This window comes from Streptomyces sp. NPDC041124, from assembly GCF_055592385.1.
Window position 1 is genome coordinate 209,146 of the sequence record NZ_JBVIYR010000011.1, and the last position, 25,160, is coordinate 234,305.

General features: G+C 72.0%; 29 protein-coding genes. 13 read left to right on the forward strand and 16 right to left on the reverse strand.

All coding sequences use genetic code 11. The features are described from left to right. The first annotated feature begins 136 nt into the window (after positions 1-136). Positions 137-883, forward strand: a complete 747-nt coding sequence (locus ACZ6A9_RS27620; RefSeq protein WP_468990469.1) for a hypothetical protein — start codon at positions 137-139, stop codon at positions 881-883. Positions 884-1,205: 322 nt separating this feature from the next. Here ACZ6A9_RS27620 and ACZ6A9_RS27625 read toward each other — a convergent pair whose 3' ends face one another. The 3 genes from ACZ6A9_RS27625 to ACZ6A9_RS27635 all read right to left on the reverse strand — a co-directional run bounded on the left by ACZ6A9_RS27625 (position 1,206) and on the right by ACZ6A9_RS27635 (position 2,343). Then, complete coding sequence (locus ACZ6A9_RS27625; RefSeq protein ID WP_468990472.1) at positions 1,206-1,376, reverse strand: hypothetical protein; 171 nt, start codon at positions 1,374-1,376, stop codon at positions 1,206-1,208. A gap of 262 nt (positions 1,377-1,638) precedes the next feature. Beyond that, the gene (locus ACZ6A9_RS27630; protein ID WP_468990475.1) at positions 1,639-1,866 is read right to left on the reverse strand and encodes a hypothetical protein; all 228 of its coding nucleotides are present in this window, start codon (positions 1,864-1,866) and stop codon (positions 1,639-1,641) included. 39 nt (positions 1,867-1,905) lie between these two features. After that, entirely contained in the window at positions 1,906-2,343 is a 438-nt protein-coding gene (locus tag ACZ6A9_RS27635; protein WP_468990478.1) for an Asp23/Gls24 family envelope stress response protein, read from the reverse strand. 202 nt (positions 2,344-2,545) lie between these two features. Between ACZ6A9_RS27635 and ACZ6A9_RS27640 the strand changes: the two genes are divergently transcribed. Continuing rightward, positions 2,546-2,713: a hypothetical protein gene (locus tag ACZ6A9_RS27640; protein WP_468990480.1), complete on the forward strand. Its 168-nt coding sequence runs from the start codon at positions 2,546-2,548 to the stop codon at positions 2,711-2,713. Positions 2,714-2,807: 94 nt separating this feature from the next. Here ACZ6A9_RS27640 and ACZ6A9_RS27645 read toward each other — a convergent pair whose 3' ends face one another. The 4 genes from ACZ6A9_RS27645 to ACZ6A9_RS27660 all read right to left on the reverse strand — a co-directional run bounded on the left by ACZ6A9_RS27645 (position 2,808) and on the right by ACZ6A9_RS27660 (position 5,231). Further along, positions 2,808-2,969, reverse strand: coding sequence for a hypothetical protein (locus tag ACZ6A9_RS27645; RefSeq protein ID WP_468990483.1), 162 nt, complete (start codon positions 2,967-2,969; stop codon positions 2,808-2,810). Between the two features lie 385 nt (positions 2,970-3,354). Continuing rightward, positions 3,355-3,564: a hypothetical protein gene (locus tag ACZ6A9_RS27650; protein WP_468990486.1), complete on the reverse strand. Its 210-nt coding sequence runs from the start codon at positions 3,562-3,564 to the stop codon at positions 3,355-3,357. 10 nt (positions 3,565-3,574) lie between these two features. Next, a complete protein-coding gene (locus tag ACZ6A9_RS27655; protein ID WP_468990489.1) occupies positions 3,575-4,054 on the reverse strand; it encodes a DUF5994 family protein in 480 nt (159 codons plus the stop codon). A gap of 289 nt (positions 4,055-4,343) precedes the next feature. Continuing rightward, the gene (locus tag ACZ6A9_RS27660; RefSeq protein WP_468990491.1) at positions 4,344-5,231 is read right to left on the reverse strand and encodes a DUF5994 family protein; all 888 of its coding nucleotides are present in this window, start codon (positions 5,229-5,231) and stop codon (positions 4,344-4,346) included. A 455-nt stretch (positions 5,232-5,686) separates the two neighbouring features. Here ACZ6A9_RS27660 and ACZ6A9_RS27665 point away from each other — a divergent pair, with 455 nt between their 5' ends. Further along, positions 5,687-6,880, forward strand: coding sequence for a PP2C family protein-serine/threonine phosphatase (locus ACZ6A9_RS27665; RefSeq protein ID WP_468990494.1), 1,194 nt, complete (start codon positions 5,687-5,689; stop codon positions 6,878-6,880). A gap of 55 nt (positions 6,881-6,935) precedes the next feature. On the opposite strand, the gene ACZ6A9_RS27670 is transcribed toward ACZ6A9_RS27665, so the two are convergent. Further along, a complete protein-coding gene (locus ACZ6A9_RS27670; RefSeq protein ID WP_468990499.1) occupies positions 6,936-7,415 on the reverse strand; it encodes a DUF5994 family protein in 480 nt (159 codons plus the stop codon). A gap of 204 nt (positions 7,416-7,619) precedes the next feature. Here ACZ6A9_RS27670 and ACZ6A9_RS27675 point away from each other — a divergent pair, with 204 nt between their 5' ends. Next, on the forward strand, positions 7,620-8,132 hold the full coding sequence (locus ACZ6A9_RS27675) for a DUF6584 family protein (RefSeq protein ID WP_468990502.1): 513 nt from the start codon (positions 7,620-7,622) through the stop codon (positions 8,130-8,132). Between the two features lie 30 nt (positions 8,133-8,162). On the opposite strand, the gene ACZ6A9_RS27680 is transcribed toward ACZ6A9_RS27675, so the two are convergent. Then, positions 8,163-8,510 carry a DUF1330 domain-containing protein gene (locus tag ACZ6A9_RS27680; protein WP_468990505.1) on the reverse strand — a complete coding sequence of 116 codons (348 nt, stop codon included), beginning with the start codon at positions 8,508-8,510 and terminating at the stop codon, positions 8,163-8,165. 160 nt (positions 8,511-8,670) lie between these two features. Continuing rightward, positions 8,671-9,342, reverse strand: a complete 672-nt coding sequence (locus ACZ6A9_RS27685; protein WP_468990507.1) for an enoyl-CoA hydratase-related protein — start codon at positions 9,340-9,342, stop codon at positions 8,671-8,673. Positions 9,343-10,005: 663 nt separating this feature from the next. Here ACZ6A9_RS27685 and ACZ6A9_RS27690 point away from each other — a divergent pair. Then, positions 10,006-10,245: a hypothetical protein gene (locus ACZ6A9_RS27690; RefSeq protein ID WP_468990510.1), complete on the forward strand. Its 240-nt coding sequence runs from the start codon at positions 10,006-10,008 to the stop codon at positions 10,243-10,245. A 468-nt stretch (positions 10,246-10,713) separates the two neighbouring features. Next, complete coding sequence (locus ACZ6A9_RS27695; protein ID WP_006143946.1) at positions 10,714-10,917, forward strand: cold-shock protein; 204 nt, start codon at positions 10,714-10,716, stop codon at positions 10,915-10,917. A 335-nt stretch (positions 10,918-11,252) separates the two neighbouring features. Here ACZ6A9_RS27695 and ACZ6A9_RS27700 read toward each other — a convergent pair whose 3' ends face one another. Together ACZ6A9_RS27700 and ACZ6A9_RS27705 are read right to left on the reverse strand one after the other, a co-directional pair. After that, positions 11,253-11,612 (reverse strand): hypothetical protein, encoded by a 360-nt coding sequence (locus ACZ6A9_RS27700; RefSeq protein WP_468990512.1) that lies wholly within the window; start codon positions 11,610-11,612, stop codon positions 11,253-11,255. Between the two features lie 155 nt (positions 11,613-11,767). After that, positions 11,768-12,085, reverse strand: a complete 318-nt coding sequence (locus tag ACZ6A9_RS27705) for a MerR family transcriptional regulator (RefSeq protein ID WP_190100828.1) — start codon at positions 12,083-12,085, stop codon at positions 11,768-11,770. 534 nt (positions 12,086-12,619) lie between these two features. Here ACZ6A9_RS27705 and ACZ6A9_RS27710 point away from each other — a divergent pair. Further along, complete coding sequence (locus ACZ6A9_RS27710) at positions 12,620-12,841, forward strand: hypothetical protein (protein ID WP_468990516.1); 222 nt, start codon at positions 12,620-12,622, stop codon at positions 12,839-12,841. Beyond that, positions 12,838-13,524, forward strand: a complete 687-nt coding sequence (locus tag ACZ6A9_RS27715) for a nucleotidyl transferase AbiEii/AbiGii toxin family protein (RefSeq protein ID WP_468990518.1) — start codon at positions 12,838-12,840, stop codon at positions 13,522-13,524. The genes ACZ6A9_RS27710 and ACZ6A9_RS27715 overlap by 4 nt, the downstream gene beginning before the upstream one ends. 39 nt (positions 13,525-13,563) lie before the next feature. On the opposite strand, the gene ACZ6A9_RS27720 is transcribed toward ACZ6A9_RS27715, so the two are convergent. Further along, the gene (locus tag ACZ6A9_RS27720; protein WP_468990521.1) at positions 13,564-14,748 is read right to left on the reverse strand and encodes an MFS transporter; all 1,185 of its coding nucleotides are present in this window, start codon (positions 14,746-14,748) and stop codon (positions 13,564-13,566) included. 85 nt (positions 14,749-14,833) lie between these two features. Between ACZ6A9_RS27720 and ACZ6A9_RS27725 the strand changes: the two genes are divergently transcribed. The 3 genes from ACZ6A9_RS27725 (at position 14,834) to ACZ6A9_RS27735 (ending at position 17,291) form a co-directional block, all read left to right on the forward strand. Beyond that, positions 14,834-15,847 carry a helix-turn-helix domain-containing protein gene (locus ACZ6A9_RS27725; protein WP_468990524.1) on the forward strand — a complete coding sequence of 338 codons (1,014 nt, stop codon included), beginning with the start codon at positions 14,834-14,836 and terminating at the stop codon, positions 15,845-15,847. After that, positions 15,844-16,353: a glutathione peroxidase gene (locus tag ACZ6A9_RS27730; RefSeq protein WP_468990527.1), complete on the forward strand. Its 510-nt coding sequence runs from the start codon at positions 15,844-15,846 to the stop codon at positions 16,351-16,353. Before ACZ6A9_RS27725 ends, ACZ6A9_RS27730 begins: the two co-directional genes overlap by 4 nt. A gap of 62 nt (positions 16,354-16,415) precedes the next feature. Continuing rightward, positions 16,416-17,291, forward strand: coding sequence for a MerR family transcriptional regulator (locus ACZ6A9_RS27735; protein WP_468990530.1), 876 nt, complete (start codon positions 16,416-16,418; stop codon positions 17,289-17,291). A 222-nt stretch (positions 17,292-17,513) separates the two neighbouring features. Here the strand turns inward: ACZ6A9_RS27735 and ACZ6A9_RS27740 are convergent, their stop codons facing one another. The 3 genes from ACZ6A9_RS27740 to ACZ6A9_RS27750 form a co-directional block, all read right to left on the reverse strand. Then, complete coding sequence (locus ACZ6A9_RS27740; protein WP_190100823.1) at positions 17,514-17,705, reverse strand: DUF397 domain-containing protein; 192 nt, start codon at positions 17,703-17,705, stop codon at positions 17,514-17,516. A gap of 229 nt (positions 17,706-17,934) precedes the next feature. Further along, entirely contained in the window at positions 17,935-18,792 is an 858-nt protein-coding gene (locus ACZ6A9_RS27745) for a helix-turn-helix domain-containing protein (RefSeq protein ID WP_468990533.1), read from the reverse strand. Positions 18,793-19,079: 287 nt separating this feature from the next. Beyond that, positions 19,080-19,835 carry a GOLPH3/VPS74 family protein gene (locus ACZ6A9_RS27750; protein ID WP_468990536.1) on the reverse strand — a complete coding sequence of 252 codons (756 nt, stop codon included), beginning with the start codon at positions 19,833-19,835 and terminating at the stop codon, positions 19,080-19,082. Between the two features lie 238 nt (positions 19,836-20,073). Here ACZ6A9_RS27750 and ACZ6A9_RS27755 point away from each other — a divergent pair, with 238 nt between their 5' ends. Continuing rightward, positions 20,074-22,872 (forward strand): D-alanyl-D-alanine carboxypeptidase, encoded by a 2,799-nt coding sequence (locus ACZ6A9_RS27755; RefSeq protein WP_468990539.1) that lies wholly within the window; start codon positions 20,074-20,076, stop codon positions 22,870-22,872. Between the two features lie 141 nt (positions 22,873-23,013). Then, positions 23,014-24,918, forward strand: a complete 1,905-nt coding sequence (locus tag ACZ6A9_RS27760) for an MFS transporter (protein WP_468990542.1) — start codon at positions 23,014-23,016, stop codon at positions 24,916-24,918. Positions 24,919-25,160 lie beyond the last annotated feature (242 nt).

Sequence of the window (25,160 nt, forward strand, 5' to 3'; positions counted from 1 at the left end):
CCAGCCCCGGGCCCGAGAGACGGGCTCCGGCGTCGGCTCCAGAAGCTTCGACCCGAGTCTCGGTGACCCCTCACAGGGATGCCGGTCGATCACGAAGACAGGGAATCGTGTCAGAACTCTGGCCTACGTTTGGCTTGTGAACCACAGCCGTTTCGACACCGGGGCGCCCCACGAGCCTGACTTGCCGCCCTACCAGGCAGTCCTGGCGGAAACTGATTGGGAATCGCTCCAGACGGCTTTCGGGAACGGTGAGGACCTCCCCAGGGTTCTGACACGGCTGTTGGAGCCCGATCCCAAAATTCAGGTCACCGCTTTGTCGGAGCTGGGTGAGCTGGTCGGCCACCAGAACACCATCTACGAAGCCACCGCCCCCGTCGCCATGTATGTCGCCGGCATCCTCACCCACCCGGCGGCCATGAACCTCCGGCCCTATCGCAACGTCCCCGTCCGCGCGACGCTGTTGAACTGGTTGGTTTCCACGGCCTACGACGCTTCCGACGAGGTTGTTGGCCGCACGGAGCGGTACTTCCCTGGCTTCCTCACCCACGACACCACCGTGGCGGCCTTCCGGGACCTGCGCCCGATGCTTTATCGGGCCGTCGCGCCCTTCCTCCAGGACAGCCACGAAGACGTGCGCGAAGCCGCCGTCATCGCCGCGCTCATCCTCGCCGAACACCCCGCGCTTGCCGAGCACCGCGATCACCTCGCCGTGCATGCGTGCCTCATCCTGGACACCAGCAGCGACGACCCCAGCCGGCGGGTTGCCCGCAAAGCACTCGAAGCATGGGGCCACAACGTCCCCGACCCTGAACCTTTCCGGGAGGAGCCCTGGGACTGGGGGCCACACAGCGATGGTCGCGGCGATCTCGAACCTCCCTTCTGACCAATACGCGCACGTGCCCCAGCCGTGCCCGATCGAGCGGGAAGCCACGGGGAACCGCGGTCAGCGGCAGAGAACCGAGCACGAGATCGGCCCCTGACCAAGTAACCAGGTCAGGGGCCGCCCTGCTGACGTCAGCGACGTCGGACGGGACACACCACCACCAGAGCCTCGGCCGGTCACATGGCCGCCTTTTCCTCCCCTATGTCCGAAATAGCCGATCGGGCATACCCTGGTGAGTGGGCCGGTGCACTCTCACGTGCAACGACCCGGAAGGGCGGCCCCGGTGTGTATACGCCGGGGCCGTTGCTGTTGACCGGGCTTCTCATCGGGCCGGGCGCCGAGGGGAGCGCCACACGGAGCGGGCCACCAGGTAGAGCAGATCGGCGATGAGGAGCAGCACGCCGACGGACAGCAGATAGAGCGTGCCGTCGACGGCCGCGCCGATGGCGATCAGAGCGATGCCGGCGATGAGCAGGGCCAGGAAGAGGATCATGACGGGACGCCTCCACGGGAAGGAACCGCGCGGGATCCCCGTGGCCTCTCGAGTACGGCGGGACGCGCTGTGACCGTGCATCGGTGTCGTGTCGGCTGAGGAGTGGTACGTGACGGCACCGACACACAGGCTGCTGCCACTTCCTTGGGGGCCATCGGGATTCATCGGGCCGTCGTCGGCCTCATCCTGCGGGCCTGGTGGCGGCGTCCTACGGCGGCGTGGGCCCATGGGGCAAGGGCCGGACGCCGATCGGCGTCACCGGTCACTGCCGCCAGTCTGTCCGAGCCCGTCGCCGGTCGTCGCGGATCCGCTCCTGCCGGTCCCGGCGGCGGACGAAGTCGCCCGGTTCGACATCACCTTCCGTGAGCCGCCCGACCACGAGTCCGACGACGCCCAGTCCCAGCACCAGCAGGAACGCCCAGAAGTCACCGAAATACGCGGCGAATCCCAGTGCCATTCCGGCCGTCAAGCCCACCACGGCCCTGCTCATCACGCGCTCCTTCACTCATCCGGGCCCGCTCCACCCCGGCTACTGGACCCGCTGCCGCTTCTCCTGTTCGTCCTCGTCCTCCTCGTCGGGCAGCTTCACGTCGCTGACCGCGATGTTGACTTCGACGACTTCCCGACCCGCCATCTGCTCCACCGCGGAGATCACGTTCTCCCGCACCGCACCGGCCACGTCCGTGATGGAGACGCCGTAGTCGACGACGATCTCCAGATCGACGGCCGCCTGTGACTCTCCGACCTCGACACCGACTCCGCGGGTGACGGACTTGCCACTACCGGCGCCGGGCATCCGCTCCCGCATGGATCCCATGGAGCGCGCGAAGCCGCTGCCCAGGGCATGGACGCCGGGCACCTCCCGTGCCGCCATACCGGCGATCTTCTCCACCACCACATCGGCGATGGTCGTCCGGCCGCGAGAAGCGGGAGCACCACCGTGCTGTGCGCCGGTGTTCTCAGTCATCGGAACATCCCTCCGTCGGAGGCACACCACTCACTGTTCCGATTGTATTCGCTTTGGCACGTCTTGCCCGATTTGAGCATCGTGAGGCGAGAGGCTCGGACCAGCGGCCGGAGCACACCCCTGCCCGGAACCCCCTGGACGCACCGGGCACCGTGCGGCAGGAAAGGAGAACCGCGGCCGGGGAAGAGAGGGTGAGAAGCCGGTGAAAACGGAGACGGGGACGCAGACAGTACGGCACCAGCTCGGCCTGGGCCGGCTGCTCCCGCTGGGCGGGCCCGACGAACGGGACATGGTCACCGAGGAAGCGGCCCAACCCCCGGGCGCGCCGTGGCTGGGATTTCCGGTGTCCGGCTGGAGTCTCTGCGCATGACTGAAACCGCTGACCAGTTGAGCCTCGTCCTCGGCGCGGGCCCTACCGCGGCCACCGCCCGGCCCGAACGCACAGGCGCCCGCCTGGGTCGTGACTAGTTTCGGCGCCTCAGCGCTCTCCGGATCACCAGGAAGGCCCCAACGGCGATCAGCGCCATCCCCATGAGGATGACGATGGCCCCGATGACGACCAGGAGCGTCCCCAGCAAAATCAGGATTGTCCCGATGGCGAGCAGAAAGATCACGAGGACGGTCACAGTCGCCTCCAGCCCCTCCCCTCCCAGACACCGATTCCCCTCGCCTCATATCGCAAACTTTCCGGATAAGTCCACCAGTCTCATGCGGCCCTGTCCAGGAGCCATGGGCCAGCCCTCGGTTCTGCCGTGCAAGCCCGCGGTCCGCTCCAGAAGCCCAGTCCAGCCACGGTGCGAGACCTGGGCAGCCCGCCGCCAGGTGTTTCGCCGACGCCGGGCCAGTGAGGTGTCCGGACGGATCGCCGGTGCGGGTATCGGGATCCGGATCGGGATCGGGCTGGACTACGGGTGGTGGCAGCACAGCACACCCGCCGCCACGCCGACCCCACCATGAGGTCCGCGTACCCGGGGCCGGCGATGTGCGGGCCAACCGGGCGGCAGGCTGGTGTCAGCCGTGGTGTCCGTCTCGGTTCGCTTCGCCGGTCGTCCCGTCCGCCCGCCGGCTGCGCTTGCGCTTCCCGCGGCCGACCCCGGGCAGGGCGTCGCTGTACTGGAAGGCCGCGATGCGTGCGTCGTGTTGGGTACCGAGCCGACGGATCACGACGAATCCGACGGCGATCATGGCGAGAATCGCCGCCACCGTGATGACGATCTCCATGATCCTCACCTCACCTTCCTCGGCCGTCGGACGAGGACTCCGCCGGGTCGGGGAGCCGGAGCCGTGGCGGTGGCGCCGGGGCCCCGCCGTCGGTTTCCCACGCCTCTTCCCGGCTTCGGGCCTCCGTGACGGCGCCGGTCGCCTCCTCGTCGGCCACCAGCCGCCCGGCCGTGCGCAGGTCGCCCGCGGTCGCCGCGGCGGACATCAGCCGCTCGGCGGCGGCCCCGCCGGTCTCCGGCGGAACGACCAGGAGCTCCCAGCGGCCGACGGTGTGGGCGAGGAGAACCAGGGTGTGCGGGTGCTGTTCGTCGGTGAACCAGCACACGTGCACCATGTGCCCGCTGACAGGGACCCTGCGGGGGATGACGGGCCAGCGGACCGGATTCACCGTGACTCGGGTGGCGTGCCCCCGGGGGCCGATCAGAGCCTCCACCAGGGCCGGCAGTTCACGGAAGAGGTTGCGGGAGCGGGGCCACCAGGCGCCGCTCAACCGACCCGGTACCGTGAGCGCGGAGGTCAGGGACAGTCGGGCCGACGGCGAAGACGCGCGCTCACGCCGTGTCGTATGGTCGATGGTCGCGTTCATGGAGCGGACCTGTCACCGGGCCCGTCTGCGACGGCCCGGTGTCGTCGATCGCCGGGAACGACACCCACGTGTGAGCCGGTGTACGAAGTACTCCCGGTGTCTTCACCCTACTCCGCTCCCGGGCCCGCCCACGTGCGCCGGCATGTCCGACAGCGGCACCCCGCCCCGCGAGCCGTGGGGGCGAGCGTGCCCGTCACTGCGCCGCAGCACGGTGAACTCCGAGGCCCACACCGGCTTCGGGAACGGGGCCGGGCATTGTGCTTCCCGAGTGGTCGTCCGCCGTGGCCGTGGCCATGAGCCGCTCGGCTTCCGCCTCCGTGGCTGCGGGTGGCACGACGAGCAGGTCCCAGCGGCCTTGTCCTGGGGCGAGCAGGCAGACGGCGTTCTCGGCTCGTGGTGAGTCCGTCCGGCGCAGGTGCACCATCTGGTCCGCGACGAGCATCCCGTCGCCGGGCAGCGACCACATCGTCCCGTTCACGAGGACGCTGGTGATGGGTCCCCAGCGGTCCGGCAGTCCGGCGAGCAGTCCGGGTAGTTCGGCAGTCAGGTCGTAGGACCTCGGCCACCAGGCCCCGTCGATACGCCGGGCCGAGCCGCCTTGGCGGGGCTCCGCTCCCAGCCGCAGACGGGCGGACGACGGGTGGAGGGAAAGGGAAGGGGTGGTGGTCATGAGGGCTCCTGGGCTGGTCGGGTCGGGGAACCACCACGGTCGGGGGTGTGACGGGCGGTGGCCGGTCCGCCGGGCGCCGACCGGAGCCCGGCGGGCACAGGCGTTGCGCCGTCTCGCCCGGATGCGTCCGGTCGACGGGCGGTCTGCCGGCGTCCAGCCGGGAGCGAAGTGGGCCGGCACCCCGAGCGGGGTCGAGCGTGGGGTGCAGCCGCGTCCCTCTCCCGAGGTCAGCGCCGGACAGCTGCGCTGCTCATCCCCGGCGAACAGCAGCCGGAGAGCGTCCGCGACGAGCCGGGCCGCATCGGCGTCCATGGAGACGATGCGCACCTCCACCGTGCCCTCGGCGGGAGCGTCGTCCGGAACGTCCCTGGTCAGGGAGGAGGATCGCGGCTGCAGGGATTTGGTGGCCATAGGGCGGAACCTGCCCCGGGCCGCGGCTACGGCCCGTGTCGCGCGGCCCTGGTGCGGAGCCGCGCGCCGAGGACGAGACCAGTCCTGTCACCGGAGTACGAAGTACCCTCGACCACCTCCACCGTACTCCCGGTATCCTCGCCCGCCGCCGCTTCCGGCTGCGGGCGACGTACGGTGGAAGTACCGAGGGCATCACGCACTCCGGCCGCCGAGCCGGGTCGTCCTCGGCGAGAGACGAACCCCGCTGCCCCAGCGGTCGGCGCGGAGACGGGTCGGCATCATGTCCGCCACGGTCGAAGCAGCGCCACCACGCGAGAGCCCGGCGCGGTCGGGCCGAGGTGGCCGGCCGGCCGGTGTCCGGTCGTCGACGTCCCCGGTGGAGCCATGGCACGAGCGACCTCTTCGTCGTCCCACACCGCCGCGGCCGGTGCGGTTGGATCACGGCGGGTGAGCGGATGACGTCCGGACCGCGCTCGGACCGCTCCGAGAGCTTCGGGGAAGCGCTGTTGGGAGCGGTCCTCGACCGCGCGCACGAGCTTCCTCCCCATCTCATCGGGCCCCTGGTCGCCGACGTGGTGGAGCGATTGGGGGGTCGCCGTGCGCAGGTGCTGCTGCAGGACTACGGCCAGCTGATGCTCGTACCCCTGCCCGGCGAGGGCCTCGCGGAAGGGGAGCCGCAGACGATCGACGGCTCGGACGCGGGCCGCTGCTTCCTCGACGCGGTCCGTGTCGAGGTGCCCGCCGACGACGGCGTAAGGGTCCACCTGCCGCTGCTGGACGGTGGTGACCAGGTGGGGGTCATCGTGGTGACGCTGGACGGCGTCGACGACCACGACCGTCGCCTGCTGCACAGGATCTCCGGCCTGGTGGCCGACCTGCTGGTGACCAAGCACGGTTACTCCGACCTGTTCTTCGCCACTCGGCGTGATGAGCCGATGAGCGTCGCCGCGGAGATCCAGTGGTCCCTGCTGCCACCGCTGGCGATGATCATGCCCCGGGTCGCCGTGGCCGGGATCCTGGAACCCGCCTATGACGTGGCGGGGGACAGCTTCGACTACGCGCTCAACGGGGACGTGCTCCACGTGGTCATGATCGACGCGATGGGGCACGGCCTGGACGCGGCCACGATGGCCACCGTGGCCATCGGCGCCTACCGCCATGCCCGCCGCGCCGGCATCGGGTTGTCGGAGATCTACGACTTCATGGACCACGCGGTGGCGGAGCAGTTCGGTCTCGAGCACTTCGTCACCGCGCAGATGATGCAGCTGGACACGACGACGGGACGGGTCCAGTGGGTCAACGCGGGGCACCCGTCGCCTCTCCTCGTCCGCGGCCACCGCGTCGCGGGGCGCCTGGCCGCCCCGACGACCCTGCCTGTCGGCCTGGGCGGTGCGGAGCCACAGATCAGCGAACTGGGACTGGAGCGCGGGGACCGCGTCCTGTGCTTCAGCGATGGACTGGTCGAGGAGCACAAGACCGGTAGGGAGGAGTTCGGTGAGGAACAGCTGATCACCTGTGTGAACCAGCTGGAGCGAACCGGCCGTGGGGTGCGGGCGGTGACGCGCTCGCTGTCCCACGCGCTCAAGCGGGCGCGGGGCGGACACACCACGGATGACGCGACGCTGCTCATGGTGGAGTGGCGCGGCTGACCCCGTCGTTGCCGTCCTCCACCGTTCGCCGCACCTCGGCCGAGGCGCGGTGGCGTCAGTCCGGCAGGATCCGCCCGCTTCCGGTGTCGAGGAGGATCTGTTCCGCCGTGGTGATGTTGTCGGCCCGCACCGCCTGGGCCATCGCGGCCTGAGCGGCCTCGGGTGTCGTGTTCGGCGGGACCACCATCAGAGAGAACAGGTCATGGTCACCCCGGGTGATCATGACGGTGTCGTCCCCCACCGGGAACGAGTCGATGTGCACGACCCGGTCGTCGACGACGATCCGCGTCGGCAGCCCTTGCCAGGCCGCGGTGTCCAGCCCGACACGTGACACGGGGCCGAGGTGCTCGGTGAGGGCGCTCAGCAGCGCGGGCAGCTCGGCACCGATGTCGCGCGACCGCGGCCACCACGCACCGTCCAGGACGCCTTCACGCGACTGCGTCGTCTCCAGCCGGAGCAGCGCGCACCCCGGCCGCACGACCGCGTGCACGCCACTCGGCAGGTGCCGGGAAGGGGGTGAGTCGGTGCCGGTCATGGGGGACCACCCGTCTTCGGGAGCCGGTGCGTACACGGGGATTCGTCTCGCCTCTCCCACGCTACTCCGCGTGGCCCCCGGGGCTGGACCCTCCGGGGTCGGCCCGGCGGGGGTGCCTGCTTCGACGGCAGGAAGCCTCGGCTGAGTGGGTCGTGCGGCGAAAAGGGGTCGAGACGGTCCGGCGTCTTCACCGATCATGCGTCCATGCCTCTGACAGTCACCCTCGCCCGAGTGGACGCGGACCTGGCGGCCGGTCGCGTGCCCATGGCGCGTCAGCGTCTGCGCGGACTGGTCTCGTCCTACCCCGCCGACCTGACCCTCCGCCGTCGTCTGGCGGAGGTGTACCGGCTGTACGGCGAGCCCGCGGAGGCCGGGCGCTGGATGTACCTCGAGGAGGACCGGGACGGGGACGAGACCGCCGCCTTCGAGGCCCGGTACCGGACGCCTCTGGAGCGCATGAGGGCACTCGCGTGGCGTGGGGCGGAGTCCCTCGCTCCGTCCGGGTTCGCCGTGGAGCAGCTGGCAGCGGTGCGGACCGCCTGCGCCGAGGCTCTGGGGCGTCCGGTGGACTGGAACGGGATACCGTCCGCCGGGGACGGCGAACCGGACGCCGGTGCGGGGACGTTCAGCGGTTTCCTGGCGGGTGCCGGTTGCCTGCTCGTGCTCCTCGCCATGGCGGGGATCTGGCTGTACGGGCTGATCGGTCTGATCGGCTGAGCCGTTCGCCGACGGACGTCCGGCGGTGGGCTAGTCGGCGGGCAGGGCCTCGCGCATCGCCTTCGCGGTGGCAGCCGGGTCGTAGCCCTCCGGGACGCCGTCGACCAGGATGATGTCGCCCGCGATGTGCCGCGAACGCAGCGGGGCGATCTCCTGGTACGCGGGCGAGTCCCACCACGCCCGGGCCTCGGCGATGCCGGGGAAACCGATCATCACGACGTGCCCGGGCCAGGTGCCCTCCTTCACCTCGTGCTGCGTGACGTGCACCAGGAAGCGTCCGCCGTACGGTTCGAAGGTGGCGGGGAGGCGCTCGATGTACTCGGCGATCTCCGGGTGCGGAGGGGCCTCTTGCAGGTGAGCTATCACGTAGGCGGGCATGTCGTCCTTCCGGTCGGCCTGGGTCCGTACACGGGGAGCATGGCAGGCGGACCGCGCCGGGGTCGATGACCTGGCAGGTAAGTGTCCGGAGTCCGGGTCCGACGGCTCCCGCGGCAGGTCGGCGGCGGGATCGGCCGGGTGCGGGCCGGTGAGTGACGGGTCAGCCGAGCGGGTTGGTGGTGTCGCGGAGGGTGGCGAGGGCCGGGGCGTACATGCGTGCCTTGATGGTGCCGAGCGTGTCGCCGGCCTTGTTCACCAGGGCCTGGGCGATCTCGACGGCGGTGGAGCGTACGGCCTCCTCCGGGACCGCGCGGTCGACGATGCCGGCGGTGGCGGCGTCGGTGCCGCCGTAGCGGCGGGCGGTCGTCATGGACTCGTGCGCGGTCTGCGGGGCCAGCCGGGACTGGATGAGTGCGGACATGCCGGGAGTGAAGGGGATGTCGATGTCCGCTTCGGGCAGGCACCAGTAGCCGCGGTCGGCGCGCATCACGCGGAAGTCGTGGGCGAGGGAGAGCATCGCGCCGGCGGCGAACGTGTGGCCCTGGAGGGCGGCCACCGTGATGAGCGGCAGGGACAGCAGCCGCGCGAAGAGCTCGTGCACGGAGACGACGTAGTCGTGGTAGTGGTCGGCGTTGGCGAACAGCCACTCCAGGTCGAGACCGTTCGAGTAGAACTTGCCGGTGGCGGCGGTGACCAGGGCGCGGGGGCCCTCCGCCTTCTCCACCTCGTCGAGTGCGGCGCCGACCGCGGTGATCCAGTCCGGGTGGAAGCGGTTCTCGCCGTCACCCAGGTCCAGGACGAAGACGTTTTCTTGACGGTCGAGCGACGGCATGGGGGCTCCTTCGACGAACGGTCTACTCGCCAGTAACTTACGGGCGGGGGAAGGACTGCGCAAGGCAGGCGGCGGCCTCCGTGACGTCGGGCGCCTCAGCCTGAAGCGGACGCTGAAGTACCTGACCGGCGCGGCCGTCACGGCCATCGTCGCCGGAACGGCCACCATCTCGTACGCCGCACCCGCGAACCCGCCGCACGACACGACCAGCAAGGCGCAGGCGGCACAGATCCAGGCCGTCACCCCGGCCGGCGAGGACCGACCCGCCACGGCGATCGAGTCGAGGGCGAGGAAGACCGCTCCGACGCCCCGGATCGCCGCCCCCGGTGAGCGGGTGACGGCAGCCCCGGGCTTCCGGCTCCGGCTCACCGCCGAGGGCAAGCGCTGGACGACCCCCTCCCTGCCCGAAGTGGAGCAGTTCCGCGGCGCGGTGGACGGAACACCGGGCATCTCCTTGCGGCACGGACCCTCTTCGAGGTCCACGCGGGCTGGTGGGTGGGGAGCGCCTCTCCACCCGTACCGACTTCGGTCGGCCCTGCCTCGGATGACACCCGCGGGGAACTTCCCGGCGCGAGGGCCCGGCCGCCGTCTACGCTACGGGCTGCCGATCTTCAGGAGGAACGAGCCGTGTCCGAACGGTTGTTGACCACGCTTGCGACTGCGGTGGCGCAGTTGATCACCGCCATCGACCTGACCAGTGACGACGAGGTCGACCCCGACCTCGCCACCACATGGTTCGAGGATCTCGCCGACACGCTGGACCGGCTTCCGGCGGCCGACCGTCTGCGTCTGGCCGGCCTCTTCACGGCGGCCGCGGAGCAGGAGGCACGGCCGGACGTCCGTGCCTCCATGGCGCGACTGCCGGAGGACCTGGGCCTCGAGGACGTCAGCGGCGACCTCTGAGACGCCGGGGGCGTCACCGCTCCGGTGCGGGGACGCGGCCTCGTCCAGGTACTGCTCGGCGGGGCGCGGGGCGGCTGCCAGGAGGACGCGGCGGATGGCCTCCCCGCCGGACGCCCCAGCGGCGCCTCTCGCCGACCCCGGGATTCCCCACGACCGTCCGGTCGGGCGCGGCTGTACGGCGCCCGGGGTTTTATCTGTACCCGCGAGGTCAGAATTGCGCGCGAGGTGTGCACAGATTCATTACGCCGAAGAGGAGAGCAGAATGGGGCGAATTACGCGGAGCGTCCCAGCGTGCTACTGTCGATCGCAGTTGCAGTTGTGGTTCCCGAAACTCCAAGCGCTCTCGTACGGCATACACGCCGGAGGAAGCGCTTGTGCATTACCGGTTTTTCCGGCGGGGTGATCATCGCGGCGACACGGTGTCCGCACAGGGTGGATGCCGACGCACTGCCCCGAAGGAGATATGACATGGCTACTGGAACCGTGAAGTGGTTCAACTCGGAAAAGGGTTTCGGCTTCATCGAGCAGGACGGTGGCGGCCCTGACGTGTTCGCCCACTACTCGAACATCGCCGCCCAGGGTTTCCGCGAGCTCCTCGAGGGCCAGAAGGTGTCCTTCGACATCGCGCAGGGCCAGAAGGGCCCGACGGCGGAGAACATCGTTCCCGCCTGATCTGACGCGCACCACGTAGCTGGGGCCCGCACCCTTCGGGGTGCGGGCCCCAGCTGCTGCCGTTTTTCGCTCTGCCGAGTCGGGATTCCCCCCGGGCCGATTGCGCAGTGCGCATTGCGCATTCCTTCCGGCCCTCATCACCCTTTCCTCGCGTCTCGATACGGCATTCCCGCCCCGATCGGCTCCCTTGAGGACCGTGCGGGCGTCGGCAGGTCAGGAAAGCGATCCATGCAGCGGGAGGCGCTTCCTGTCCTTGGTTCGGACGTGTTCCAGGTCGGCGGACGCCATGGCGGCGGCCGTCACCGCCGACGGGTCAGCGGCGGGGCACGGGGCCCTCAGTGGTCGGAGTAACTGAAGTCCCCCACGGTCCACGCGCTGACGTCCTCGATCGCGACGCGGTACATCCCGCCCGTCTCCGGGATGCCCACGGTGCCCTGGAGGATCCGGGCGACGTGGAAGTGCAGGTGCGTGGGCGGGCCGTCGCTCGCCGCGGGGGCGTCGAACACGGTCGAGAAACCGCTCAGCTGGGCCGAGTCCGTCAGCACCTCGGCCACCCGCTGCCGCCACACGGCTTCGGGGGCCAGGCGACCGGTGATGACGGCACCACCGGTGACCACGGTCAGGGACATCCGGCTGCTCTGTCCGGACTCGACAAGGGTGGCGATCTGGATGATCAGCTCGTCGGGCTTCACCATGAGGACGGATTCTATGCGCCGCTCCGTCCGGGTGACATGCGCGGTGCCCTGTCCGGGCCGGACCGGGGTGCCCGGCCCGGTCCGCCGACCGGCTGGCTGGCCGGCAGGGTGGGGCCGAGGGCCGGTGAGGCCGGCGTCCACGGTGAGGGCCCGGGTCAGGCGTCCGCCTTCCGGCGCAGTTCGTCGTTGATGCGCTGGGCCTCTTCCAGTTGGTCTTCCAGGATGATGATGCGGCAGGCCGCCTCGATGGCGGTGCCCTGGTCGACCATCTCCCGCGCCCTGGCGGCGATCCGCAGCTGGTAGCGGGAGTAGCGGCGGTGGCCGCCCTCGGACCGCAGGGGCGTGATCAGCCGGGCTTCACCGAGTGCCCGCAGGAAGGCGGGCGTGGTACCGAGCATCTCCGCTGCTCGTCCCATGGTGTAAGCGGGGTAGTCGTCGTCGTCGAGTCGGTCGAGCGGTGTGTCTGCGGTCATCTGCACCTCTGTCGGATCATGCGTCGAGGGGCCTTGGTGCCGTACGGCACCAAGGCCCCGAGGGATTTGTAACACCATCTGCCGGCTTACTGCACGACCGGCCTTCTGTTTCCGCACCGGCCCCAGGCGTGGGGCGGAGTGTGCGGGGATCGCGGATGCGTGACCGTGGGACCACCTTCCGTTCCGGGGCCTGCGGTACCCGAGCGGACCGTTCCCGCCCGGGCGATCCTGATGGCGTCCTCCTCCTTCTCTCTTCCTTCGTGAGCACCGATGAGGTGCCGCGGGTGGTTCCCGCGACCCGTCGGCGGCCACCAGAGGCCGCCGACGGCCGCGATGTCATTCCTCCATGCGGGCAGTTCATGTCTGCCTCGCCTTGAAGACTTCTTGGCTACGCCAGAGACAGTACCGCCCTCCCTCGCGAATGTCTACAGCGACCACAGTAGATTTACGTCCGCACGGGTGAGCGATTCCCCCTCGGGGCCAGACGGTCCGAGGGCGACGGGCGTCACGGCGGCCGGGGGCGGGGCGTGCCACGTGCCGGGTGCCGCCGCGGCCTGCCTGGGCAACGTCGGCCCGGCGTTCGGCGAACTCGGCCCATTCGGTTCGTACGCGCCGCTCGGGGCGGTGTCGAAGGTGGTCCCCACCGCGCAGATGTTCCTCGGCCGCATCGGGATCGTCCCCCTGGCGGTGCTGCTCCGGCGCGGCTACTGGCGGGCGTGGGGCGGGTGCGCGGCCCACGCGATAATCGGGGCATGACCTCATCCCCGGCCGGCGCGGACGCCGTGCACGAGCGGCTGGCGGGCGATCTGCTCGCCGCCGGGACGCCGTACGGGCTCGTCCTGGCCGGCGGGGCCGCCGTACGGGCGCACGGGCTGGTGGACGCCCGGATCAGCCGCGGGGTGGATCTGGCCACCGAGCATCCCGCGGCCATGGCGGAGGTCGCCGGCGCGGTGCGGGCCGGGATGGAGGCGCGCGGGTGGAGGGTCACGGGGCCGGACCCCGATCCGCTGACCGCGCGGCTGGTGGTCGGCGATCCCGCGACCGGGACGGAGTACCGGGTGGACCTCCGCAAGGAGGTGCTGTGGCGGCCGGTGGTGGAGACGGCGGCCGGGCGTGCGCTCTCCCTGGAGGACCTGGTCGGTACGACCGTACGCGCGCTGGCGGACCGCGGGCTCCCCCGCGACCTCGTCGACGTGCACGCGGTCGCGGACCGCTGGAGCCACCCGGAGCTGGAGGAACTGGGCCGCCGCCACGCCCCCGACACCTTCGACCTCACCGAACTGCAGTCCCGGCTGACCGGCACGGATTGGGTCGACGAGGGCGAGTTCCGCGCCCACGGCCTGGACGCCGCGTCGGTCGAGTCCCTGCGCCGCTGGGCCCAGGCCTGGGCGGACGACATCGCGGAGCGGCTGCTGGAGGGCGGGGCGCCGGAGGAGTAGGGCCCGAAGCCGTGCCGGCCGGGCCGGCGGGGGCGGGGGTCAGGCCGGCGAAGAGGCGCCGCGTGCGGCGGGGGCGGGTCGCGTGGCCGCCAGGAGGAGGGTCACGGCGGCCGACGCCGCCGCCAGGGTGGTCATCGCGGTCGTGGGCGAGGTGAGCTGGGCGAGGCCGCCCGCCAGGGCCGCGCTCACGCCCTGCATCGTGAGCATGCCGGAGGAGTGCAGGCCGAGGGCGTGGCCGGAGAGCTCCGGCGGGGTGAGGGCCGTCAGCCGCTCCTGCTGGACCAGGCTCGCCCCGAAGCCGGCGGAGGCGACGGTGACCAGGACGGCGGTCACGGCGAGGGGCGGGTGCAGGACGAGGGGGAGGTAGGGCGTGGCGAGGAGCAGCAGGAGCGGGGTGGTCAGGCGCCGGCGCCGGTCCGGTGGGATCAGGCGGCCGACCGTCACGTCGCCGGCCAGCATGCCCGCGGCCGCGCAGGCGAAGAGGACGCCGGCGGAGTCGGGGGCGTGGGAGACGTAGAGGGATTCGCAGCCGACGATCAGGCCGTTGGGGATCCACAGGCCGAGGTAGGTGTGGCGGCGGGCCGGGGACGCCCAGAGCCGGGCGTTGGCGCGCCGGGTGGCCCGCACGGAGGGGCGGCCGGCGGCGCGCGGGGGGCGGCGGGTCAGACCGAGGCGGGCGGCGAGCGCCGCCGTGCCGAACAGGGCCGCCGCGAGGAGCAGCGCCGGGCGCGGGGAGAGGACGGCCAGCAGGAGGCCGCCCGTCGCGTAGCCGGTGATCTGCGTGAGGCCGTGCATCATGTTGAAGACGGAACGGCCCAGGAGGTAGCCGTCCTTGGGGAGGATCTCGTGCAGCAGGCCCCATCCGACTCCCCCGCCCACCGACGCCACCAGCCCCTGGAGGGCGAGGACGGCGAAGACCGCGGGCACGGGGAGGCCGGGCAGGGCCAGCAGGGCCGTGGCCGCCGCGAAGGCCAGCGCCGTGCCCGCGGTGGCGGCCCGGGGCGGCAGGCGGTCGGCGGCCGACATCAGGAGCGTCGCGCCGAGGACGTGCGCGAGGGACGGGCCGAACATGCTCAGGGCGGTCAGCAGGGGTGAGCCGGTCTGCCGGTGGACGAGGGTGGCCAGGGCCAGGCCGCTCGTCGTGCGGGCCAGGGTCTGGGCGGTGGCGGCGAGGAGGAGCGGAGTGAACTCCGGTGTGCGGAAGAGGTCCCGGTAGCTGCGCATGCGCGGAGTCTGCGGAGGGCGCCGGTGCGGCCGTTAATGTTTCGCGCCGGTGCGAAACGTCGGCGGTGGGGGGAAGTGATCGGTCGTGGGGTGGTGGCAGATCAGTGCGGACACGCTCGCCGGGAGCCGGTTCGTGCTGTCGCCGATCGCGGAGACCTTCGCAGCGCTGCGGCTGCTGCACTCGGCGCGGGCCGCGCATCCGGGCGAGCGGGCGTGGCTCGGGGCCCATCTGCCCGCCTACCGTGCCCGGTTGGCCGCCGACCCGGTGACCGCGCTGCTGGTGCCGTCGGCGCTCGGCACGGTGTGGATCGCGGACCTCCTGACCGTCACCCCGCGGGGTGGGGAGAGCTTCGAGGAGGAGGTCGAGCGCGTGCGTGCGGTTCCGGCCGCCGCCGCCCGCGCGCAGTTGCGGGTCGCGGTGGGCGGCCCGCTGCCCGCCCTCCTGGAACGCGACGACCTGGCGGACCGCGCCGCCGGCCTCCTCACCCACGTGTGGGAGGACGCCGTACGCCCGTACTGGGGGCGGCGCCGGCGGATCCTCGAGGCGGACGTGGTGGCCCGGACGGCGCAGGTGGGGCGGGAAGGCTGGGCGGCGGTGCTGGACGCGCTGCGGCCGGGGACGCGCTGGCTGGGCGGCGACCGGCTCCAGGTGAACGCGCACGAGCTGCCCCCGCGGGAGATCTCCGGGGCCGAGCTGCTGTTCGTTCCGGTGACCGCGCAGCGGGTGGGCTGGGTGTCGTACGAGGGGACGCGACGGTACGCGCTGGTGTACCCGTGCGCGGGGGCGCTGGCCGGTGATCGTGACCGGGAAGCCGTGCCGGCGGGTCTGGGCGCGCTGCTCGGGGGTGCGCGGGCCCGGGTGCTGATGCTGCTGGGCTCCCCGATGAGCACCAGCCAGCTCGTCGCCGTGACCGGGCAGGGGCTGGGCTCGGTCGGCCGGCATCTGCGGGTGCTGCTGGAGGCGGGGCTGGTGGAGCGGGCGGGGCGTACGGGCCGGTCGGTGCTGTACGCGCGGACGGCGGCCGGGGAGGTCCTCGCCGAGGCGGGGCGCGGGGCGGGCGCGGGGGTGTCGTCCGCCGGGGCTAGGGTCGGCTCATGACGACTGCAGAGAACAACGGCACCTCTCCCCTCGATGTCGGGATCGACGCCCTGAACGGTGGTCCGGCGGACCTCGCCCAGTACGCGGGCCGGGTCGTGCTCGTCGTGAACGTGGCCTCCAAGTGCGGGCTGACCCCGCAGTACGCCGGCCTGGAGAAGCTGCACGAGCGGTACGCGGAGCGGGGCTTCACCGTGCTCGGCGTCCCCTGCAACCAGTTCCTCGGGCAGGAGCCGGGCAGCGCGGAGGAGATCGCCGAGTTCTGTTCGGCGACGTACGGGGTGACGTTCCCGATGACCGAGAAGGTGGAGGTCAACGGGGAGGGGCGGCACCCGCTGTACGAGCGGCTGGTCGGTGTCGCCGACGCCGAGGGGCACAGCGGGGACGTCCGCTGGAACTTCGAGAAGTTCCTGATCGGGCGGGACGGCGAGGTCATCGCCCGTTTCTCCCCGCAGACCGAGCCGGATGGGGCGGAGCTGGTGGCGGCCGTGGAGAAGGCGATCGGCTGAGCGTTGACCTTGCCCCTGGGGGAGGGTGGAGCGTCTGCGTCACCGGGCGGAACGGCCGCCCGGTGACGGAGGATGCCGGCGTGGACGAAGAACTGCTCGCCATCGGGGCGTTCGCGGCGCGGGCGCGGCTGTCGGCCAAGGCGCTGCGGCTGTACGACCGGCTGGGGCTGCTGGCCCCGGCGCGGGTCGACGCGAGCACCGGATACCGGTTCTACCGGGCGGGTCAGGTCGAACGGGCCCGGCTGGTGGCGCTGTTGCGGCAGCTGGACATGCCGTTGGCGCGGATCGCCGAGGTCGTCGACGCGGACGACGCGGCGGCCGGGGCGGAACGGCTCGCCGCCTACTGGGCGGACGTCGAGGCGCGCCACGCCGAGCAGCGGACGCTCGCCGAGTACCTCCGTGCACGGTTGTCGGGGAGGAGCTCCGAGATGTACGGAACGTTCACGGTCGAGACGGTCGAGGTGCCGGAGCAGGTACTGATCACCGAGTCGCGGCACATCCTCGCGGAGGAGCTGCCGTCGTGGATCGGGGCGGCGCTGGGCCGGCTGGAGGAGGCGGCCGGGGCGTGCGGGGGCGTGGCCGGGACGCCGTTCGTGGCCTACCACTCCGAGGTGTCGGCGGAGAGCGACGGTCCCGCGGAGGCGTGCGTGCCGGTCGCCGGCGAGGCGGCGGCACGTGCCTGGGCCGACGGTCCGGGCCGGGCCCGGGGGACGACGGTGCGGGTGGAGCCGGCGCTGCGGCTGGCCTACGTCCGGATCACCAAGGCGCAGGTGGCGCATCCGCAGATCCTGGCCGCGTTCGAGGCGGTGGAGGAGTGGATGAAGGGCCGGGGGCTGACGCCGGCGGGCCCGTGCCGCGAGGTGTACTTCGCGGACTGGGAGGCCGCGGGGCCGCAGGACCCGGTGTGTGACGTGGCCTTCCCGGTGGCACTCCCGTAGCGCCGTCCGCAGGCGTGTGGGGCTGCCGCAAGGCCCGGTAGCGCTGCCGGGCCCGGTGGCGCCGGCCGCGGGCCCGGCGCCCGGCCGGCGGGCTCCTCGGCGGCCCCTGCGCGGGCCTGCCCGAGGAGCACCGGCTGAGCCCTCTCGGCGAGGACGGCGGACAGGTCGAGAGGGCTCCGCGGGGGTGACGGTGCCGGTCGCCGGTGCCGGTCGCCGGTGCCGTCAGCCCTTGACGGTGGCCACGAAGGCGCTCCACGCGTCCGCGGGGAAGGCCAGCTTGGGACCCTCGGGGACCTTGGTGTCCCCGAGCTCCAGCGCCGCCTCGGTGGTCGACCTGACCATCACGCACGCGCCGTTGTTGTTGGTGTAGGAGGACGTCGTCCACGTTTCCGTGGCGCCCAGACGAATTGCCATGTTCGCTCCGTAGCCAGATGCTGAGTTGCTGTCACCGACCTGCGCATTCCGGCATGGACCCGCAGAACGGATTGCGCCAACCTCCACTGGCGGTTGGCGTGATCGACGCTACTCGCCACCATCGTCTCTCGGAGCGGTCGTTCACTCGTCTGGATGGCATATCCCAGGCGCCACTTCCAGTCAGGCACGTCAGCGGTGTAGCCTTCCGCCCCCCGCGCCTGACGGCGTGTCAGCGTGCGTAGTCCTTCGCGAGGCGTTCCACCAGCTGACGGGACTGCTCCACGTTCAGCGACTGCGCCCGCAGGTGCTCGTACATCACCGTGTACTTCTGCACGTCGTGCGGCTTCTCCAGGTACAGGTCGCTGGTGACGCCCTCGATGTACACCACGCTCGAATCGGCGGCGTCGGCGAACTCCAGGATCGAGTACTGGCCGTTGATCCCGGCGTGCGCCCCGACCTCGAACGGCAGCACCTGCACGGTGATGTGCGGCAGCTGGCTCAGCTCCATGACGTGCTCCAGCTGTTCGCGCATCACCTCGCGGCTGCCGACCACCCGGTGCAGGGACGCCTCGTCGAGCACCACCCACAGGCGCAGCGGCTCGGCGTCGGCGGTGATCCGGCTCTGCCGGCGCAGCCGCACCTCGACCCGCCGGTCGTTCTCCTGCTCGGTGGACTCCGGCGAGCCGCCCTGGACGATCGCCTCGGCGTACGCGCGGGTCTGCAACAGGCCGGTGATGATCTGCGGTTCGTAGACGCGCAGCGACTCCGCGTCGGTCTCCAGACCGATGTAGACGCTGTACGGGATGTCGCCGAAGGCGTGCCACCAGCCCTGCTGGCGGGAGTCCTTGGCCATCTGCATCAGCGACTCGACCATTCGGGTGTCCTCGACCTCGTACACCCCGCACAGGTCGCGCACGTCGCGCTGGCTGATGCTGCGCCTGCCGTTCTCCAGGCGGCTGATCTTCGACTGCGAGACCAGCAGTCGCTCCGCCACCTCCTCGGCCGTCATGCCCTTGAGCTCCCGGAGCCTGCGCAGCTCCTGGCCGAGCCGGCGGCGCCTGACGGTGGGATTGACATGGGACGCCACGGGACGTGCACCTCCGGCTGTGTGCCTCGTACTTACCACTTTGCGTGTCTGCTGATGAGCAGACTGCCACCAAGGTGCTTCCTGCCGCTGGGAAACGGTGGATATACGACGGGTACACGCCACTCCACGGACGGGTGGAGGGAGTTGGGGCCGGCCGGGGTCACGCCGAGCGGGGCGGAGGACGCCGGTGCGTTCTCCGCCCCGCTCGGACAGCGGCTCCCGTGACCGGGCTCTGCGGTACATCGGATCCGTGCTCGCCGCGCCGTTCGGCCCTGGGGACGTACGGCTCAGTGGGCCACGGCGCGTGCCATGGATCCCCGGTGCGGTTGCGCCGGAACGCCACGGGCGGGTTCCGGTGCGCCCCTGCCGCCGGCGGGGGCCTGCCGGCCTGCCGGGGCGGAGCCGCGCCGCGGCTGGGCCGCCGCGCCGTTCTGGACGTCCATCACCGCGTGCGCGACGAGTCCGCCCATCGGGTCGTGCCGGATCAGGTCCCGCAACCGGGAACGCGAGGAGCGTCCCTCGTTCCCCGGGTACAGGTGCTTGCCGAGACCCACCGCGTGCGCCAGTGCGGCGAGCGCCGCGGTCCGCGGGTCCGGCGGGACGCCGGTGCGGATCGCGGAGTCCAGCCGGGCCTTGATCTCCCGGCTGATCTCGGTGTCCGTCGCCTGGTAGCGAGTCGTCGGCAGCACCCCGCACATCTGTCCGGCCACGGCATGCACCATGCCGCACCGCTCCAGATGCGAGAGGTAGGTCTGGCGCAGCCCGAGACGCGGCCCGCCGATCCAGTGGACCGCCCGTACCGGAGCGCCGCGCCTTCGCAGCAACTCCAACGCGCAGTCCAGTGTTGGGTCTCCAGTCGGCCGTGGCACCACCACGGCGATACGATCCCCGTCTGGGGCTATCCGTCCGGCCAGCGCCAGCTCCACTAGCTGCGCTCCGGCCAGACCGAGGTCGAGCGACTGCGGCTGTGCAGTGGTACCCGTGGTCGGGTCCAGTGCCAGCAGCAGAAGCTCCTCCGGAAGTGTTCTGCGGCTCCTGCCCATCCATGCCTCCCCGCGTGGATGTCTGACAGGGTGACCCCTCTCACATTGGTCTGTCGAGAGCACGTGACCGGTTCGTAAGGGAACCGGTAGGTATGTCGTTCTCGTCTACCACGTGGGGCAGGCCCGCACACAGGACACTGGTACATGGTTCGGACAGCACCGTGGAGCGCTGTCGCGGGCGGGCGGTTCACGGTTCGGATGGCGCACGCGGGGCGTGCGGCGCATGGAGGAGGCATCGGTGGCGGGCGAGTCCCCCGACAGGTCGAAGCAGCGCGAGTCGTCGGCAGAACCGACGTCGGGGAGCGCGGGTCCGGTTCCCGGGAAGCGGGATCCCCGACTGGCGGTGGCGCGCGACGCCGCCCCCTCCGAGCCCCGCGGCACCGCGGACACGGCCACCCGGGTGCTGTCGGTACCCGACGCCTCTCCGGCGGAGGGCGAGGACGAGACTCCGGCTGAGGGCAGGACTCCTGCGGAGGGTGAGGGCAGCTCCCCCGCCGGGGGTGACGGCCGGCTGCGCGAGGCCGTGGCCGCCTGGGTCCGCTCGGCGGAGCCGGGCGAGGACCTGAAGGGTGACGCCGGACGGGACACCGACGGGGACGAGCGCGACACCGACACCGACACCGGTACCGCCGCGGCGGCTCCGGAGGCGGCGGACGCGGCCTCCGACGACGCGGACACCGCCGGGGGCAGCGCCTCCAGGGACACCGGCACCGCCGCGAGTGGCGCCGCCGGTACGGGTACGGCGGCGGGCGGCGACGGCACCTCCGAGGGCGCCGAGCCGGACCCGGCCGAGGGCAGCACGCCCGAGGACACCGGGGCGGCCCCGGCCCCGGTCGACGCCTCCGGGGACGCCCCCACGGACACGAGCGGCGCCCCCGAGGACGCCGACACCGCCGGGAGCGGCGCCGCCGAGGGCGCTTCCGGGGGTTCGGACGAGGACCCGGCCGCCGACGGCGGGACCGAGGGCACGCGCGCGGACGAGGCCGATGGCGACGCCTCAGAGCGTGCCGGCACCGACACCGCCGACGGCGGGGCCTCCGAGGACGCCGAGACGGAGGCCGCCGAGGTCAGCACCGCCGAGGACACCGGGGCGGACCTGCCGGAGGGCAGTGCCTCGCGGGACGCCGCAACGGGCACCGCCGGGGGCAGCGCCTCCGGTGAGGCCGCTGCGGACGCGGCGGCGGACGCCGCGTCCGAGGACAGCGGTACGGAGGAGCTGCCCGAGGGCCGGGCCGCCGAGGACGCCGGGACGGACAGCGCCTCCGGCGGCGCCGGGGCGGACGCCGCGTCCGGGGGCGGCCGTGCGGCTGCGGCCGAGGGGGCCGGCGGGGCGGTTCCGGCCGCGCGCGGTGCGTCCGCGGACGGCGGGGCGAAGTCGCGCGAGCGCGGGGACGACGCCGATGGCGGCGACGGTGAGGACAGGGCCGATGGGGGCGGCACCGGGGGCGAGGGCGGCAAGCGTTCCGTCGACCAGCCGACCGCCGTCTTCCGGACCCGGAAGCCCGCCGTCGACCAGCCCACCACCATGCTCAAGCTGGGCGACGCCGAACCCGACACCGAGCGCAAGGCCGAGCCCGAGCGGGAAGCCGAGCGGACCAGCAAGTTCGTCGCGCTGAAGGACTTCGACGACCCCGCCGTCCGCAAGCCCCCGCCCGCCGCCGACGCCACCACCGCGCTGCGCACCGTGGCGCCCGCCGAGGCCACCACCTCGCTCCCGCAGGTCGGCCCGGAGCGGACGACGCAGCAGCCGCTGCCGCCCAAGCCGCCGCTGGACCTGCTCGCGGAACTGACCAACACCCCGCCGCCCCCGCAGACCCCGCTGCGGACGGCCGTGCGGCGGGTGAAGATCTGGACGCCGCTGGTCGTCCTGCTGGTGATCGTCTTCGCGGTCGTACAGAACATCCGTCCGCTCCCCGCACCCACGCTCGAGCTGACCGCCGAGGACAGCTACACCTTCGAGGGCGGCAAGCCCGACATCCCGTGGCCGGCCGCCGGACAGGCCGCGCTCGACGTGCAGGGCATCGGCACGTTCGGCTCCTCCGGTGAGCAGAAGCCCGTCCCGATCGCCAGTGTCGCCAAGGTCATGACGGCGTACGTGATCCTGCGCGACCACCCGCTGAAGAGCGGCGCCGAGGGCCCGATGCTCAAGATCGACGAGCTCGCGGAGCAGCAGTCCGACGCCGGCCAGGAGTCGACCGTCAACGTCACCGCGGGCGACGAGATCTCCCAGCGGGAGGCGATCGAGTCCGTCCTGATCGCGTCCGCGAACAACGTGGCGCGGCTCCTCGCCCGCTGGGACGCGGGGTCCGAGAAGGCGTTCGTGGAGAAGATGAACGAGGCCGCGAAGGACCTCGGCATGACCGACACGACGTACACCGACCCCTCGGGTCTGAACGACACCACCGTGAGCACGGCCGTGGACCAGGTGAAGCTGGCCAAGGAGGCCATGAAGCAGCCCGCGTTCCGCGAGGTCGCGGCGATGATGTCGTACGACGACTACAAGGGTGTGAACCACTCCAACTGGAACCAGCTGGTCGGCCACAACAACGTCGTCGGCATCAAGACCGGCACCACCACCTCCGCGCTCGGCAACCTCGTGTTCGCCGCGAAGAAGGAGGTCGGCGGGGAGACCCGGACCGTCGTCGGCGCCGTGGTCCGCCAGCCCGCGGGCGGCAAGGACAACACCATCCTGTCCGCCGCCCTCACCGCGGGCGACGACCTGATCCGGGCCGCGCAGGGCGCGCTGGAGTCGGCGACCATCCTGAAGAAGGGCACCGTCGTCGGGTACGCGGACGACGGTCTCGGCGGCCGTACGCCCGTCGCCGTCACCGAGGACGTCAAGGCCGTCGGCTGGGCGGGCCTGTCGGTGAAGCTGACGTTCGCCGCGGACGAGCTGCCGCGCACGGCGAAGGCGGGCACGAAGGTGGGCACGCTCACCGTGGGTGACGGGACGAGCAGTGCCGTCAAGGTCCCGGTGGCCCTCCAGAAGGACCTCGTGGAGCCCGGCTTCACGGACAGGCTGACCCGCCTCACCTGAGGCGGGACCGGCGCAGCACACCCGCACCCCGCGGGCCGACGCCCACCCCGGGCGACGGTCGGCGGGGTGCGTGCTAGCGTCACGAAACGGGCAGGAACGGGCAGGAACGGGCAGGGAACGGGACACGGGGAGTGCCTTCAGGTGGCCACAGCGGAGCCGACACGCGCCGACGACGCCGATCCGGGTCCGGGATCCGTGGGTCCGCGATCCGACGCCCGGGAATCCACCGGTCCGCGAATACCCGCGGCCGGGTCACGGCGTCCGTCCCCCGACGGCCCTGACATGCCTCCGCGGGGCGGCGACGGCACCCGCGGCGCCTTCATGACCGCCGTCCTCGCCGTGCGCGCCCGCATGCTGCGGCACCCCGTGCTGTCCGTCACCGCGCTCGCCGGCCTGCTGCACATCGTCTGGTTCTTCACCTTCGCCAACAGCGGCGGCGACCTCGCCGCGCAGGACGCGTGGGCCGAGTTCGTCGGCCGGCACCCGGACTCCGCGTACAACCTCGCCTGGTACGGCGGGATGCACCCGGTGTCGTACAGCGTGGTGTCGCCGTACCTGATGTCGCTCCTCGGGGTGCGGACGACGATGATGATCGCGGGGACGGTGTCGGCGGGGCTGCTGACCCTGGTCCTGATGCGCAGCCGGGCCGTGCGCAATCCGCTGTGGGCGGCCCTGGCCGGGGTGTTCGCGCTGCTGTGCAACGCCGCCTCGGGGCGGGTGACGTACGGGCTCGGCACGATGTTCGCGCTCGGCGCGGTCGCCGTGGTCTTCTGCTGGCCGTACCGGTGGCGCTACAAGCGCTGGGCGAAGGCCCTGTGCGCGGCCCCGCTGGCGGCGCTGGCGACCATGGCCTCGCCGGTCGCGGGCCTGTTCGTGGGTCTGGTGGCGGTCGCGCTGTTCCTGCAGAAGCGGCTACCGGGCGCGTGGGCGCTGGGCCTGGCGCCCACCGCGGTGGTGGCGGTGTCGGCGTGGCTGTTCCCGTTCTCGGGCACGCAGCCGATGGGCGTCGGCTCGGTGGTCCTGCCGCTGCTGTACTCGGTCCTGGTCTGCGTCCTGGTCCCCGCGGAGTGGAAGACCGTGCGGATCACGTCCGCGGTGTACGGGCTGGGGATCGTGCTGGTGTGGCTGATCAGTTCGCAGATCGGGTCGAACATGACGCGGCTGGCGATGCTGTTCGGCGGTGTGGCGCTGGTGGCGGCGCTGCCGTTCGCGGTGCCGAAGTCCCGCAAGTGGTACGCGATCGTCGTCGCGATCGCCGGCTTCACCGGCTGGATCGGCTTCAAGTCGGTCGACGACGTCGTGCACACCACGCCCCGCGCGTCGTGGGCGCGCGAGCTGGCGCCGCTGGTGAACGAACTGCAGGAGGTCGGCGCCGGGCGTGGCCGGGTGGAGGTCGTACCGGCCCGCTCGCACCGTGAGGCGTCCGCCCTCGCCCCGTACGTCAACCTGGCCCGCGGCTGGAACCGGCAGGCCGACATGGAACGCAACCCGCTCTTCTACGACGACACCCTCAACTCGGCGAACTACCGGGAGTGGCTCAAGCGCTGGGGCGTGCACTTCGTGGTGCTGCCCAAGGACGAGCCGGACGGTGACGGGGGCCAGCGGGAGCGTGAGCTGGTGCAGCGCGGGCTGCCGTACCTGAAGCAGATCTGGGGCGACGCGAACTGGCAGCTGTTCGCGGTGGACGAGCCGACCCCGCTCGCGGAGCCGAACACGGTGGTGGAGCGGGCCGATCAGGGCGAGTGGACGCTGCGGGTGGAGAAGGCGGGCCGGATCCTGATCCGCATGCCGTACTCGCCGTGGCTGGGCCTCGTCGACGCCGACGGCAAGGCGCTGGAGCCGCCGCAGGAGACGGAGGAGTCCGAGGACCGTGCCGAGGGTGAGCCGAAGACGTACGAGAACGTCCACGGCTGCCTGATGGAGACGGAGGAGGATGCCGACGGCGACCGGTGGACGATGCTGCTGGCGCCCGAGCCGGGGATCTACCGCCTGGCGGCTCCGTACAAGTGGGACCGGGGCACGCCCTGCCCCGACGAACTGCGCTGACCGGGTCGGCCCGGACGAGACGACGACATCCCCGGCACGGATCCCGCGCAGCTTCCGGGCGTTCACATAGCTGAACACTTATCAGCCATACGGACGACTTTACCCGCTCTTGACCCGACGCTTCCTTGTCGCGCCCGCGCCCTCGCCACCACGATGAGCGGGCACTTCGCGGCCCGCCATGTCCCTACCCCGCTCAGGCGAAGTGCCAACCAGCTGAGCGGCGTTCACAAGGAGGACCCTGG

Bases quoted from the DNA above. Each gene is read 5' to 3' on its own strand.
- ACZ6A9_RS27695 (WP_006143946.1), top strand. From the start codon at position 10,714: ATGGCTACTGGAACCGTGAAGTGGTTCAACTCGGAAAAGGGTTTCGGC.
- ACZ6A9_RS27660 (WP_468990491.1), bottom strand. From the start codon at position 5,231: ATGGCCACCAAATCCCTGCAGCCGCGATCCTCCTCCCTGACCAGGGAC.
- ACZ6A9_RS27720 (WP_468990521.1), bottom strand. From the start codon at position 14,748: ATGCGCAGCTACCGGGACCTCTTCCGCACACCGGAGTTCACTCCGCTC.
- ACZ6A9_RS27635 (WP_468990478.1), bottom strand. From the start codon at position 2,343: ATGACTGAGAACACCGGCGCACAGCACGGTGGTGCTCCCGCTTCTCGC.
- ACZ6A9_RS27680 (WP_468990505.1), bottom strand. From the start codon at position 8,510: ATGCCCGCCTACGTGATAGCTCACCTGCAAGAGGCCCCTCCGCACCCG.
- ACZ6A9_RS27750 (WP_468990536.1), bottom strand. From the start codon at position 19,835: ATGGGCAGGAGCCGCAGAACACTTCCGGAGGAGCTTCTGCTGCTGGCA.
- ACZ6A9_RS27650 (WP_468990486.1), bottom strand. From the start codon at position 3,564: ATGGAGATCGTCATCACGGTGGCGGCGATTCTCGCCATGATCGCCGTC.
- ACZ6A9_RS27665 (WP_468990494.1), top strand. From the start codon at position 5,687: ATGACGTCCGGACCGCGCTCGGACCGCTCCGAGAGCTTCGGGGAAGCG.
- ACZ6A9_RS27625 (WP_468990472.1), bottom strand. From the start codon at position 1,376: ATGATCCTCTTCCTGGCCCTGCTCATCGCCGGCATCGCTCTGATCGCC.
- ACZ6A9_RS27685 (WP_468990507.1), bottom strand. From the start codon at position 9,342: ATGCCGTCGCTCGACCGTCAAGAAAACGTCTTCGTCCTGGACCTGGGT.
- ACZ6A9_RS27630 (WP_468990475.1), bottom strand. From the start codon at position 1,866: ATGAGCAGGGCCGTGGTGGGCTTGACGGCCGGAATGGCACTGGGATTC.
- ACZ6A9_RS27705 (WP_190100828.1), bottom strand. From the start codon at position 12,085: ATGACCGCAGACACACCGCTCGACCGACTCGACGACGACGACTACCCC.
- ACZ6A9_RS27700 (WP_468990512.1), bottom strand. From the start codon at position 11,612: ATGGTGAAGCCCGACGAGCTGATCATCCAGATCGCCACCCTTGTCGAG.
- ACZ6A9_RS27740 (WP_190100823.1), bottom strand. From the start codon at position 17,705: ATGGCAATTCGTCTGGGCGCCACGGAAACGTGGACGACGTCCTCCTAC.
- ACZ6A9_RS27675 (WP_468990502.1), top strand. From the start codon at position 7,620: ATGCCTCTGACAGTCACCCTCGCCCGAGTGGACGCGGACCTGGCGGCC.
- ACZ6A9_RS27670 (WP_468990499.1), bottom strand. From the start codon at position 7,415: ATGACCGGCACCGACTCACCCCCTTCCCGGCACCTGCCGAGTGGCGTG.
- ACZ6A9_RS27715 (WP_468990518.1), top strand. From the start codon at position 12,838: ATGACCTCATCCCCGGCCGGCGCGGACGCCGTGCACGAGCGGCTGGCG.
- ACZ6A9_RS27730 (WP_468990527.1), top strand. From the start codon at position 15,844: ATGACGACTGCAGAGAACAACGGCACCTCTCCCCTCGATGTCGGGATC.